Source organism: Paenibacillus sp. 01T431, assembly GCF_056398625.1.
On the sequence record NZ_JBFTPT010000001.1, the window covers coordinates 169,272 to 182,743 of the forward strand.

The following is a 13,472-nucleotide window of genomic DNA, read 5'->3' on the forward strand; positions in this document are numbered from 1 at the left end:
AATGGAGCTAAGACCGAGGGTTTGTGCGGCAATTATTCGTGATGAGAAAATTTTGATGGTCTTTCAAGATCATCCCCTCGAGAATCGGAGCTTCTGGACATTGCCCGGCGGTGGCGTAGAAGCTGGGGAAACGAATGAGGAAGCGGTTATTCGTGAGGTTAAGGAAGAAGTCTGTCTAAACGGCAAAGCTGAAAGACTATTATTTGAAGCTGAATATTCATTAGGACCGGATTATTGCTATCTTGTTACCGTTGATGCGAAGGAAGAGGCGCAGCTTGGAGTAGACCCTGAGCTCTCTGCTGATGAGCAGGTATTGAAAGGAATCGCATGGTTTACATTAGAAGAAAAGAAAAACGATCTGCAGGTGTCTAGAGTCATTGCTTGTCTATAGATCTTTTTTTCCATCTATGAAAAATTAGTTGTAAAATGGTAAATTCACCTTTACAATAATAGGAATGACTGGAAGGGGTGGAGGTATGAAGACGATGATAGAGGCGCTTCGGGAAATACCTCGATTATCATTTTTATATTTTCATTCTTATATGAAACACTAAAGCGATTGCTGCTTTAGTGTTTTTTTTATACTTAAAAACGCGAAGGAGTGTTTTAGAAATGATGAGAGAACAATTGGCGAAAGCAATCTATGAAGCAGCCTATTTAGAGGGAGAGTTTAAGCTGCGTTCAGGTCAAGTTTCGAACCACTATTTTGATAAATACTTATTTGAGTCCAATCCTAAGCTTTTGGCTGAAATAGCAGAGAAACTGGCTCCGTTAGTACCCAGCGATACCGAAGTATTGGCGGGGCTCGAGATGGGCGGCATTCCGATTGCAACAGCTCTTTCACTGAAAACAGGCATACCTGCTGCATTTGTAAGAAAAGAAGCAAAAAAATATGGTACCTGTAAGCTTGCTGAAGGTATACATATAGCAGGGAAAAAGGTCTGTATTATTGAAGATGTGGTTACAACAGGAGGGCAGATTCTTATCAGCACGGATGATCTGAGGAAATATGGGGCTGAGATCAAGTCCGTTATGTCGGTGATTGAACGAGAGCCGCTGGGCAGGAGGAATCTCGAAGAGGCGGGATTAACCTACATTTCTTTATTCCATATCGATGAGCTATTGCAAGCTTCGACTAAGTAATATTTCGTAATACCAGAGCAACTACTACCCTTTATAAGAGAAAATGATAGCAAGCTGCTATTAAATTGATTGGTAATTTGAATTAAAATTCGTTAATATGCAATAATATGCAATAATCTTGACGAGCATGGATTCTATTCATTCTATATAGAGTAAGGGGCTTATGAGGTGAGAATTTCATTAGAGCTGGTTCCAAGAGACGAGGCCCAGCTGAAGGCGGAGCTGGATTTAATTAAAACACAGTTTCCTGCTATCAATACAATTAATATTCCTGATTTAACGAGGTTCGAGCTGCGCAGCTGGGAGGCATCCTGCCTATGCAAATCTCTATATGAGTCCAGCATTCCCCATATCCGGGCAATGGACTTCGACTGTGTAGAACCGCTGCAATTCATAGAACGCTTAGACAAACATAACATTACTGAGGTGCTCGTCGTAACCGGCGATGTTCCAAAAAATAGCGAGAAGGTTGTTTATCCGACGACTTGTTTAGACTTGATCGCCAAGCTCAAGAAGGATCACCCTCATATTAAAGTGTATTCAGCGATAGATCCTTATCGCGGCAGCATGGACGAGGAATATGAGTATGCACAAAAGAAGCTTGAAGCGGGAGCAGACGGTTTCTTCACGCAGCCATTTTTTGACCTGAGCTTGATGGAGCAGTATTCAGATATGCTGAAGGGCTCCGAAATTTTCTGGGGCGTATCGCCGGTCGTATCGGACAAATCGCAAAAATATTGGGAAACAAGAAATCATGTTGTATTCCCTGCTGAATTTCAACCGACGCTTGAGTGGAATATCGATTTTGCGAGGCAAGCATTAGCGTTTACGAAGAAGACGAACAGCCATATTTATTTTATGCCGATAAAAGTCGATTTGCAGGCTTATTTTGATGGGATCTTCAGTAAAGTACTCGTATAAAGTAAAATGCGAATGGAAAATAAATGACGGCTGTCTCCAAAGGCAACATGCCAAGAGGAGCAGTCTTTTTTTGTGTTTTTATGAAAAAAACTTCATTGGCTGCAAGATTATAATAATGCTACAATCGTTCAAGTGTGGTCATTTGGAAATGTAAGGAAGTTTAGATATCGTACAATATATTAAAAAAGGGTTGAAGACGATATGGCTATCAGAACCAAAACGGTCATTTTCACCATATTGCTTGTACTAGGCTTGCTGCTTCGCTGTTATTATACGGATTGGGATAAAAAGCTGACGGGTGACGAGGTTGGCTATAATAAAATGGTGCTGCAGCTGCTTCACGAGGGCGTTTACGGATATGCGCCATATGCTTATTCAGAAAAACCTAATGCGTTTACAACACCAGGTTATCCTCTTTTTTTGGCTGGCTGTTATGCCGTATTTGGATATGCGGGAGATCGTCCCCCAGTCGTACAAATTCAGGCGCTGCAAATATTGATTCAGCTTATATGTGCAGTTATCATGTATGGGATTGCGAGACGGATGTTTGCGCATACGGGCATTAGCCTGTTTATGATGGCTTGTTATTTATTGCATCCCACGTTTATTTTATCGCCAATGTATCTTTTAACAGAAACGTTATACGGTTTATTTTTTCTATTATTTATTTATCTTTTAGTGAGGTGTGCACAGGAGACAAAGCTTAGTTGGTTTCTATCACTAGGTGTCGTCTTCGGCATTTGTGTACTGATTCGGCCAACGATCGTTCCCTTTATAGTTGTTTTGCTAGCTGGTGTGGCTGTATACGGCAGAAAACATGGAATGGCAGCGGTGCTAAAAGCGATTTCCGTGATTACGATCGGCTTTGCTGCAATGATGCTGCCCTGGTGGATTCGAAATTGGATGACCTTAGATAAGGTGCTGTTGCTCGCGGAGCAGACGGGAAATCCGTTGTTATGGGGTTCTTATCCTTTTGAACGGAGTCCTCATGTTGACGTTAAACAAGATCCCGCGGAAATGGGGAGAATAGCTTATGAGCGAATCATCAATGGTTTCCGCAATGAGTTTTTCACTTACCTGAGCTGGTATAGCTGGGGCAAGCTGCTGATTTATATTAGTGAGATTTTTCCTGGTTTAGGATATATAACAGTAAATAAGCTGTTTTCCAAGCTGATAACCATTTTGCATATGATCGTTATGGTCATTGGTTTGGGTGGACTCGTAAAGATCATCATCCATGAAAGAAGAAATGCGATGTATATGATGATTGCATTGCTCGCCGTGTTTAGCATACTGCTGTATCTTCCCTTCTCGCCTACGCCAAGATATTTTTATCCGACGATTCCGCTTTGTTTGTTGGGACTGGGATATTTGCTTTCATGCACCATAACGTCTAAGGGCAGACCAAATAAAAACGAAGGTTATCGAGCATAGTTGCTTTAAGGCATGGACGTTTTATAATAGATAGAACTAAATGTAATATAGCGTTTTATTCGAATATAAGCAGCAGGAAAGAAAGTATGAATAAGGACTTTAACAAAGGTGGTATTTTGGTAAATGGCAAAAGGAAAATATTATGTCGTCTGGGTTGGCAAGAAAACAGGGATATTCACTTCATGGCCCGAGTGCCAAGCACAGGTTAGTGGAGTACAGGATGCGAAGTTTAAATCTTTCGAGACGAAGCCGCTGGCGGAAAAAGCTTTCCAAGACGGCTGGCGCAGTCATTGGGGGACAGGCTCAGGCAAAGCTGCTGCTTCGAGAGCAAAAACAGGGAGCAGCGTAAAGCAGCCTGTACTGCTTCAGGAAGAAACGGCTTCTATTGACTACGATAGTATTTCTGTTGATGTAGGAACGCGAGGGAACCCAGGGCCTGTCGAGTACAAGGGTGTGGACACACAAACGAGCGAAATTTTGTTTTATGTCGGGCCCATTCCGAATGGTACGAACAATTTAGGTGAATTTATCGCTGTGGTTCATGCACTTAGGTACTTGAAGGAGAAGGGCAGCACGAAGACAATCTATAGTGATTCTAGAACGGCTCTGAGTTGGCTACGTAATAAGAAGGTAGCCTCCACCTTAAAAAGGGACGCATCCACCGCAAAAATATGGGAGCTAACGGATGAAGCGGTGAAATGGCTGCACACGAATACATACACGACTAAAGTGTTGAAATGGAACACCGAGGAGTGGGGTGAAATTAAAGCTGATTTTGGGCGAAAGTAATGGAACGTTAACATTTTGTAGGGAGCGGAGAGCATGAAGCCAATTACAATTCTGATAGCTGACGATGATACGGAGATTATCGATTTGATCGAGCTGCATTTAGAGAAAGAAGGTTACCAATGTGTCAAAGCTTCTAACGGCCAAGAAGCTGTAGATGCTGTTCAGAAGCGTTCGATCGATTTAGCGATTTTAGATATTATGATGCCAAAGTTGGATGGGTATGAAGCAACGAGACAAATTAGGCTAAAACATCATATACCTATCATTTTTTTAAGTGCCAAGTCGTCTGATCTCGACAAGATTACAGGGCTAGTAAGAGGAGCGGACGATTATGTAACGAAACCGTTTAATCCTATGGAATTGATAGCGCGTGTGAACGCTCAACTCCGGCGTTCTACGCAGTTTAACCAAGTAGCTCCAGTTAACAGTCTCTTGTTGGAGGCTGGAGGATTAGTCATCTGCCTAGAAGAACGAACAGTCGCTTTTTATGGCAAGCCTATCGGATTAACGCCGAAAGAATTTGATATTTTGTATTTGCTAGCTAGTAATCCGAAGAAAGTATATAGCTCAGAACATATATTTCGACAGGTGTGGGGTGAAGCTTATTATGAAGGAAGCAATACGGTCATGGTACATGTCCGCACCTTAAGGAAAAAACTCGGAGAAGACTCACATAAAAATAAGTTGATCAAAACCGTCTGGGGAGTAGGTTATAGCTTCTATGGCTAAAATGATCCGCAGCTTTCGCTCAAAAATGATTCTACTTTTTGGTCTAAGTATGCTATTTTCCGGGGTAATCACCTATTCGATATATAAAGTTCTCCAACTCTATTATTATACGACTAAAGTAGAGGATAGCTTTACTAAAGTTCGTTACTTCATAAGAGATATTGGAGATGTAAACTTTTTTCTTATCCTATTTATTCCTCTTTCCATTTGGTTTTTCTTTCTGCTTACTAAACGATATTCAGCGTATTTTCATGAAATATCGGGGGGAATTAACCTGCTGGCGAAGGGCGACTTTAACAACCACATTAACATTTCATCCAAAGATGAGTTTGGGGATATTGCCAGAGACATAAATTTAGCAAGCGAAAAATTAAAGCTGGCCTTGGAAAGAGGAGATTTTGAAGAAAACAGCAAGGAACGATTGGTGTTGAATTTAGCTCATGATTTGCGTACACCGCTAACTTCTGTTTTAGGTTATTTAGATTTCATCCTTCAGGATGATCAACTGTCCAAAGAACAAGTAAACCACTATACGAGCATAGCTTATACAAAATCTCAACGTTTGGAAAAACTCATAGATGAATTATTCGAAATTACGAGAATGAATTACGGAAAAAATAAGATTGTAAAAAAACAAGTCGATCTTAGCGAGCTTCTCATTCAATTAAACGAGGAATTATATCCTGCTTTTGAGAAAAACCACCTCACAACAAGGCTGAATGTCGCTCTGCATTTGAACATACGAGGTGACGGGGATTTATTGGCACGCGTATTTGAAAATCTTCTGACGAATGCAATCCGTTATGGAAAAGACGGCAAGTTTATCGACATAAACGGCAAACTTGATGGAGAAGAAGTGGTCGTGCACATTGTCAATTACGGAGATTGTATCCCAGAGGAAGAACTGCCGCATATATTTGATATGTTTTATACCGGCGATAAATCTAGAACCTATCAAGAAGGAAGTACAGGACTCGGCCTGTTCATTGCGAAAAACATAACGATTCAGCATCAAGGCACTATTTCAGCAGAGAGCAATTTTATTCATACGATTCTTGAAGTTCGGTTGCCACATGATAAAGGATCTGATGGCAGCGAGAAATCGTAATAATATTCATTTAAGGAAAATTTTATGTTTACCCTACTTTTTCTTTTATCATTCACCCCTATTCTAAATGTACGAATGGGAGGTGGAACGAAGAATGAAGAAGTGGGGTTTTTGGCATGTCTTCATTGCAGGGAAACATATGAAAAAGTGGTTCAGAAAGGATTCCTCAGCGGCTTTGCTATTTCTCGTGCCGAGCGTTTTCGGGTTTGCATTATTTTACCTGATTCCGTTTGCCATTGGAGTATTCTATTCTTTTATGGATAGTACGGTAGATAGCCAGTTTGTTGGATTAGATAATTACCGCGAGCTATTTGCGAGCGACTCCTTCCGAAAAGCGTCATCCAATACGTTTTACTTCAGCGTGGTGAGTGTTCCGCTTATACTTTCGCTGTCGTTAGGTCTTGCCATCATTTTAAATAAAAATATATATTTGCGAAATTGGCTGCGCACTGCCTATGTGCTGCCACTTGTCGTCCCTGTCGCCTCGATTCTACTCATTTGGCAGATGCTGTTCGATTGGAACGGCTCTTTGAACGCATGGCTTGCCGGGTTCGGATTTGAACGGGTGGATTGGATGAAAACCGATGCGGCCCGAAACGTAATCATTATCGTTTATCTATGGAAGAACATCGGATATAACGTCATTTTATTTTTGGCGGGACTGCAACAAATTCCTAAGGATTATTATGAAACCGCCCAGATTGAAGGTGCAGGGCGGTTAAGGCAGTTTCGTAGTATTACGCTGGTCTATTTAACATCCACGATGTTTTTTGTAGTTATTATGTCGATCATTAATTCGTTTAAAGTATTTCGGGAAACGTATTTGATCGCAGGCGAATATCCGCATGACAGCATATACATGATGCAGCATTACATGAACAATATGTTCACGTCGCTTAATATTCAGAAGCTGACAGCCGCCGCGACATTGATGGCAGGATGTATTCTTCTGATCGTCATGGGTTTGTTTGTGATGGAACGCCGTTTTCGGCAGTACATGGAGTAGGGGGAAGGAAGGCTGTGCTAGTTGTAAAAGTAGTACAAAAAATAGTGTTAACGGGAGTCATGTGTACAATAGCAGTTTTATTGTTGTTTCCCATTGTGATTACGTTCACAAACTCATTCATGACAGAGCAAGAAATTGCCATCAATTATAGTCCCATAGGGCAAATAGAAAAAGTGGAGGCAGGAAGAGAAAATCCTTTTGTAAATTTAAAATTGCTGCCGGATCAATTGACCCTGGAGCAGTTTTACAACGTGTTGGTGGGCAGTCCGAGATATTTGATGATGTTCTGGAATTCGGTATTTTTAGTCGTGCCAATCATCATAGGACAAACCCTCGTAGCAGCGCTTGCTGCGTACGCTTTCTCAAAGCTGAAATTTCGCGGTCGAGAACACTTGTTTCTCGTCTATATCCTGACAATGCTCATGCCGTTCCAAGTCACGCTAGTGCCCAATTATATTATGGCGGATAAGCTAGGTCTCCTGAATAATCCGAATGCGATTATATTACCTGGCATATTCGCGGCTTTTGGTGTGTTTATGCTCAGACAGTTCATGCTTGATATTCCCTATGCTTACATAGAAGCGGCCAAAATGGACGGAGCTGGACATTTGCGAATTTTTTTTAAGATTATTACTCCGATGATCAAACCGGGTCTGGCTGCGCTTGTGATTCTCTTGTTTGTTGATTATTGGAATATGGTAGAGCAGCCGCTTATTTTTTTGGACGATCCATTTATGCAGCCGCTATCGGTGTTTTTATCTAGGTTGAATGGTGAGATGGGGATAGCTTTCGCTGCATCTATGCTTTTCATGGCTCCGATGGTGCTGCTGTTTCTTTATGCGGAAACATATTTCATCGAAGGCATTCAATTGTCCGGAATTAAAGGTTAGGGGGAAAGATGGGAGATGGAGCTGGAAAAAGAGCCACCAGATCGCAGGCGCAAACGAAACATTTTAGTTGTATTTTTTATTCTGATGGGACTGTTACTATTTTTTACGCTTCTTAGCAATACGCTGCAGTCGCTGGCATTGCCGAAAGTAAGTACGGAAAAACTGGTCAAGGGCAGCCTTGCCTTGTCGCTCGAAGGCAGCGGTATCTTGCAACCGATCGCCCAAGCCAAATTATCGAACCCTGCTGGTTGGAAAGTCCGAAAGGTCCTCGTGAAAGAAAACGATCGAGTAACGAAGGGGCAAAAGCTCATTCTCTACGACAGCAAATCCGCCGAGCGAGAACTGTTAGATGAGAAAACCAATTTGGACAAGCAGAAAATTGAGCAGCAAAATATGCAAGATCAGTTCATCCAAACAATGATTGAAGGGGATGAGCTGAAAATTCGGAAAGCAAGACGGGATCTTGAAACGATGAAACTTGATCTTAGCACGCAGCAACGTAAAATTGACGATTTGAAAGAGCGGCTAATAAGCCAAAAGGAAATTACAGCTCCTTTTGATGGCATTATTACGCAATTGAATGCTGTCGAAGGGTTAGCACCAACAGGAGAACCTGATGTTGTTATTTCGAACAGCAGTCTTGGTTATCGCTTGGATATAACAGTTGATTCAAGGCTGCTCACAAGCTTCGGGCTATCAAGCGGAGTGAAGATAGAAGTCGAGGTAGATACTGCTCAGAAACAACAGACACATATGCTGGGCGGCATGATTGATGAGGTAGTAAATGCAGAACCCCGTACAAATAGCTCATCTAGTGAAGATGCTGGTCAGACCAAAACGGTTCCACAACATATTCTTCGCATAAAAGTCGCAAATTCAGAGCTGAAAGGAGGTGAACAGGCAAAAATTAAACTGGATGCACGCTCGCAGCAAGAGGGATTGCTCATTTCCAATGAGGCTATTCATAAGGATCAAGAAGGCATTTTCATCAATAAGCTTGAAGTGCAAAGGGGAGCATTAGGCAATGCCTATGTTGTCCGTAAGGTCAGAGTTCCTTTCAGCGAAAAAAACGACATAGTAACGATGATTCAAGCGGATAACCTATATGAGGATGAACTGATTATTTTGGAGAGCAGCGAGCCTCTTCAAGACGGAAATCGTGTTCGCCTGCAGTAGTAAAGCAAGTAGAAGAGAAAAGGATAGGAGAAATGTATACCATGAAAAAGATGCTGTTTATTATGGTTTTGATGCTAGTCATGACCGCATGCAGTTCTGGGGGCGGCGAGGAGTTGGAAAGCGCGAATAAGCCCGGAAGCAGTGAGGGGAAAACGGTCGTTACATTGGCAGCGCGACAACCGAGCATATTTTTGCAGACGGCAGAAAAAAAGTTTGAAGATAAGTATCCGGACATCGATATTCAAATTCAAGTCACAGAGGAATATGAAAAATATACAAAAACGACGAACGCAGCGCTCCTTTCAGGGAAAGGACCGGATATTTTTGATATAAGCAGCTTGCCTATAGAAGATTATGTGAGCAAGAAGCTTATTCTAAATATGGATGAGCTTATGGAGAAGGACAAAACGATAAATAAGAGCGACTTGCAAATGAATATTTTGGATCAATTAAAGTCGAATGATGGTATGTATACTATGCCTTTTGGTTTCTCCTTGCGGGCATTCATTGGCGATGGGGACATTCTAGGGAACACGGATATTGACGATAAAAATTGGACGTGGAAAGAGTTCGAGAAGACTGTGAAGGTATTGGGGGAGAATGGGCCGGAACGCCGCTATGCTATGGCAAATGACCCGCCGGAAATGCTCCTGCAAGAAATGCTTATAGATAAATATTCAGAGTTTGTGGATCATGCAGCGAAAGAGGCAAAGTTCGACTCTCCATTATTTATGGAGGCGATGCAACAAATTAAAGGGATGTTTGATAATAAAGTTATGACTGCGGAACAGGCTGATATCGGTAAGCAAATGTTCCATTCCATTGTTATTGAATCGCCGGCAGACTTTATTAATGCTCCTCTACTCTATTTCTCAAATCCGAAGCTGCTGCAAAAACCGGAACAAAAAGGCGGAACAAGGATTATTACTTATTCCCGGTTCGCCATTCAAGCCCAATCTCCCGTTAAAGAAGAAGCTTGGAAGTTTATTTCCTTCTTGTTATCTGTGGAAGGACAATCTTTGCAAGATAGAGTAGGGTTTTCATTACTGAAATCTGTGAATGAAAAACAGCTGAATGAGATTCAGCAACAAATTAAAGGTGGAACGTACAAGCTTCCGGACGGGAAAGTGCCGCAGGTAACCGATGAACAATTTAATCAATTTAAGGAACTGATTAGTACAGCGGATAACTATTCAGATGTGGACGGTAAAGTGTTTTCTATTGTAGGAGATGAGGCCAGCTCATTTTTTAGCGAACAAAAGTCTGCTGAAGAAGTTGCGAAGCTGATCCAGAACAAGGTGACCACTTACTTGAACGAGTAGTTAACAATAGAAGTAGCCTAATTAGTTTCCCCGAAGCGAGGACGGGGAAACTTTTTTGTGTTTTTTGAACGTACGGCTAAAGTAATAAATGTCATTGAAGCCTGTCGCTGTTGCAACCTCCGACACGGTAAGCGGACTATGACGCAGCAAGTAATCGGCTTTGCCGAGCCGTGTCATCGTTATATATTCTGTAACGGTATGGCCGCTCAGCTCTTTGAACAATCGGCTAAAGTGGTAGCGGCTGAGGTTTGCCATGCTTGCCAGCTGGTCCACCGAAAGCTCATCCTTGTAGCTGTCCTCAATATGCTTGAAGACAGGCGCGAAGCGCTCAATGTTCTTCATACGCTCTGCATATTCGTCTTTGGTGAGCACGGTAGCGACATGACCGCGAAGCAGCAGCGTCAACAGGCGGTAGAGCTCGGATTTTATGGCCAGCTCGTAACCGAACTCGCGCTGCTCGAGCTCATTGATGATGGCATGCATGCAGGACGTTACTTTGCTGTCGTCACCAATATAATTTTGCAGCAGAAGGCGGTTCTGCGTAATGGGCGTAATGAACTTCGTTTCGGCAGCATCCACCGACTGGCTGTGCAGCAAGGAAATGTCGGCGATGAGCGCATAGTAGTACAAATCTGATGATAGGCTGATTCCGTAGTGAAGCTCATTGCTGTTCACGACGATGAGATCGCCAGCGGATGCTGTTATCGTAGTAGAACCGCACTCTATCGAGGCTTTGCCCGACACAAAATATAAAAATTCAAGATGTTCATGAAAATGATGCGGGAAAATGACCATTCCCTGCTGGTCGAAGGTGTTGTGATGCAGTTTTATCGGAAAATGAGGGTCTGGCATGTCCATAGGCTCACGCAGTTCTTCGAATTTTTCCAACTTGAAAGACCTCCTCAGTAGGATAGCACAATTGTACAAACAAACCGCACAGCTTTACATGGAGTTGCAGGTTGAAACCATTATAATACGAAAGTGTAGACATGCAAAACCTTACTATTAGAATTCATAAGGAGAGATTAGCAATGAAACCGATACAAATCGCGGTTATTGGAACAGGCTCTATCTCATCATCTCATCTAGATTCCTATAAGAAAAATCCTAATGCGAACATTTACGCGGTTTGCGATTTAAATGAAGAGCGCGTAAAAGCCGCAGCTGAGAAATATGGCGCCGAAAAAATCTATACGGATTATCACGAGCTGCTCGCCGATCCAGTTATTGAAGCAGTCAGCATTTGTACGTGGAACAATACGCATGCTGAAATCAGCATTGCGGCTCTTAAAGCTGGCAAGCATGTGCTCGTAGAGAAGCCGCTTTGCCGTACGGTTGAAGATGCGCTTCTTGTGCAAGAGGCTGTAGAGCAATCCGGCAAGCTCCTTCAAGTGGGCTTCGTCCGCAGATACGATACGAGTGCACAATTGATTCGTGCGATGGCTGACAGAGGCGAGTTCGGTGAAATTTATTTTGCCAAAGCATCAACGCTCAGACGTCTTGGAAATCCAGGCGGATGGTTCTCCGACATTGAGCGCTCAGGCGGCGGACCGCTTATTGATATTGGCGTACACGTCATCGATCTTTGCTGGTATTTGATGGGACGTCCGAAGCCGGTATCCGTTAGTGCCAATACGTATCGCAAGCTTGGCAATCGTGCCAATGTAAAAAACCTAAGCTTCTACCAAGCGGCGGATTATGATGCGGAGAAAAACACAGTTGAGGATTTGGCGAATGCACTTATTCGCTTCGAGAATGGCGCATCGCTGCTCGTAGATGTCAGCTTCACGCTGCATGCCAAGTCTAATGAAAATACAGTTAAGCTGTATGGGGAAAAAGGCGGTTTTGAAATCGATCCGGAAACCGTTATTGTAACAGAGCAAAATGACACGATCTTAAACGTATATCCGCAGACGGATCACGCAGGCTTTGATTTTGTTGGCGCTTTCCAAAATGAGATCAACCACTTCGTTGATTGTGTTGCTAACGGAAAACAGCCAATCAGCCCAGTGGCGGATGGCGTGGAAATTATGAAGATATTAGTGGGCATTTATGAATCCGCAGCAAAAGGAGCGGAAGTGCGTCTATGAAATTAGGAATCAGCACATACAGCTTATATAATGCACTGAGAACGGGCGAAATGACGATACAGGATGTTATCGTATATATCGCATCCATTGGTGGAGAGCATGTTGAAATAGTACCGCTTGGCTTTAACCTTACTGAAAATCCGGAACTGATCGAAGTGATTAAGAAGCAAGCGCAGGAAAGCGGTATTGAAATATCGAATTATGCGGTAGGTGCAAACTTCTCCGGTTTAAATGAAGAGCAATTCGAGCAGGAGCTTGACCGCTTGAAGCGTGAAGTGGATATTGCGGCAGCACTTGGCGTGAAGAAGATGCGTCACGACGTGGCATCATCGCAAAACCTATCCATTTCAAACTTCTTGTTGGAGCTGCCAAAGCTAGCGAAGGCTTGCCAAGCAGTTGCGGATTATGCAGCAACGTTTGGCATTACAACAAGTGTAGAAAATCACGGTTATTTTATACAACATAGCGACCGGGTACAGGCACTCATTGAGGTTGTAGATCGTCCAAACTTCAAGACAACGCTTGATGTCGGGAACTTCCTTTGTGTGGATGAGAATCCTCTTGCTGCTGTTAAAAACAATGTCAGCCTGGCTTCTATGGTCCATATTAAAGATTTCTACTATCGTCCATCTACCGAAAATCCGGGTGAAGGCTGGTTTAAATCCAAAGGCGGCAATTGGCTTCGGGGCGCAATCGTCGGACATGGTGACATCGCAATGCCGCAAGTACTGCGTGCAGTGAAAGAAAGCGGCTATGATGATTATATTTCCATCGAGTTTGAAGGCTTGGAAGATTGCCGTCTTGGAACGAGACTTGGCTTTGAATTCGTAAGACGTGTATGGAACGAAATTTAAACGAAGGAGT

General features: G+C 42.8%; 14 protein-coding genes. 13 read left to right on the top strand and 1 reads right to left on the bottom strand.

Annotated features, from left to right (window positions below; all coding sequences use genetic code 11):
* Position 1 precedes the first annotated feature (1 nt).
* The 11 genes from AC1DM9_RS00755 (at position 2) to AC1DM9_RS00805 (ending at position 10,518) form a co-directional block, all read left to right on the top strand.
* Positions 2-391 (top strand): NUDIX domain-containing protein, encoded by a 390-nt coding sequence (locus AC1DM9_RS00755; protein ID WP_477578029.1) that lies wholly within the window; start codon positions 2-4, stop codon positions 389-391.
* Between the two features lie 221 nt (positions 392-612).
* Positions 613-1,143, top strand: a complete 531-nt coding sequence (gene pyrE / locus AC1DM9_RS00760; protein ID WP_477509856.1) for an orotate phosphoribosyltransferase — start codon at positions 613-615, stop codon at positions 1,141-1,143.
* A gap of 168 nt (positions 1,144-1,311) precedes the next feature.
* On the top strand, positions 1,312-2,064 hold the full coding sequence (locus tag AC1DM9_RS00765) for a methylenetetrahydrofolate reductase (RefSeq protein WP_477578030.1): 753 nt from the start codon (positions 1,312-1,314) through the stop codon (positions 2,062-2,064).
* 201 nt (positions 2,065-2,265) lie between these two features.
* The gene (locus tag AC1DM9_RS00770; protein WP_477578031.1) at positions 2,266-3,498 is read left to right on the top strand and encodes a glycosyltransferase family 39 protein; all 1,233 of its coding nucleotides are present in this window, start codon (positions 2,266-2,268) and stop codon (positions 3,496-3,498) included.
* Positions 3,499-3,621: 123 nt separating this feature from the next.
* Positions 3,622-4,287, top strand: a complete 666-nt coding sequence (gene rnhA / locus AC1DM9_RS00775) for a ribonuclease H (RefSeq protein ID WP_477578032.1) — start codon at positions 3,622-3,624, stop codon at positions 4,285-4,287.
* A 33-nt stretch (positions 4,288-4,320) separates the two neighbouring features.
* The gene (locus AC1DM9_RS00780) at positions 4,321-5,016 is read left to right on the top strand and encodes a response regulator transcription factor (RefSeq protein ID WP_441880743.1); all 696 of its coding nucleotides are present in this window, start codon (positions 4,321-4,323) and stop codon (positions 5,014-5,016) included.
* A complete protein-coding gene (locus tag AC1DM9_RS00785) occupies positions 5,009-6,124 on the top strand; it encodes a sensor histidine kinase (protein WP_477578033.1) in 1,116 nt (371 codons plus the stop codon). Before AC1DM9_RS00780 ends, AC1DM9_RS00785 begins: the two co-directional genes overlap by 8 nt.
* 139 nt (positions 6,125-6,263) lie before the next feature.
* Positions 6,264-7,130, top strand: coding sequence for a carbohydrate ABC transporter permease (locus tag AC1DM9_RS00790; protein ID WP_477578375.1), 867 nt, complete (start codon positions 6,264-6,266; stop codon positions 7,128-7,130).
* Between the two features lie 59 nt (positions 7,131-7,189).
* Entirely contained in the window at positions 7,190-8,020 is an 831-nt protein-coding gene (locus AC1DM9_RS00795; protein WP_441880819.1) for a carbohydrate ABC transporter permease, read from the top strand.
* A gap of 15 nt (positions 8,021-8,035) precedes the next feature.
* Positions 8,036-9,196: an efflux RND transporter periplasmic adaptor subunit gene (locus AC1DM9_RS00800; RefSeq protein ID WP_477578034.1), complete on the top strand. Its 1,161-nt coding sequence runs from the start codon at positions 8,036-8,038 to the stop codon at positions 9,194-9,196.
* Positions 9,197-9,237: 41 nt separating this feature from the next.
* On the top strand, positions 9,238-10,518 hold the full coding sequence (locus AC1DM9_RS00805; protein WP_477578035.1) for an ABC transporter substrate-binding protein: 1,281 nt from the start codon (positions 9,238-9,240) through the stop codon (positions 10,516-10,518).
* Between the two features lie 21 nt (positions 10,519-10,539).
* On the opposite strand, the gene AC1DM9_RS00810 is transcribed toward AC1DM9_RS00805, so the two are convergent.
* Positions 10,540-11,406: an AraC family transcriptional regulator gene (locus AC1DM9_RS00810; RefSeq protein ID WP_441880739.1), complete on the bottom strand. Its 867-nt coding sequence runs from the start codon at positions 11,404-11,406 to the stop codon at positions 10,540-10,542.
* 143 nt (positions 11,407-11,549) lie between these two features.
* Here AC1DM9_RS00810 and AC1DM9_RS00815 point away from each other — a divergent pair, with 143 nt between their 5' ends.
* Both AC1DM9_RS00815 and AC1DM9_RS00820 read left to right on the top strand, forming a co-directional pair.
* A complete protein-coding gene (locus AC1DM9_RS00815; RefSeq protein WP_076267279.1) occupies positions 11,550-12,608 on the top strand; it encodes a Gfo/Idh/MocA family protein in 1,059 nt (352 codons plus the stop codon).
* Entirely contained in the window at positions 12,605-13,462 is an 858-nt protein-coding gene (locus AC1DM9_RS00820; RefSeq protein ID WP_477509849.1) for a sugar phosphate isomerase/epimerase family protein, read from the top strand. Before AC1DM9_RS00815 ends, AC1DM9_RS00820 begins: the two co-directional genes overlap by 4 nt.
* Positions 13,463-13,472: the final 10 nt, after the last annotated feature.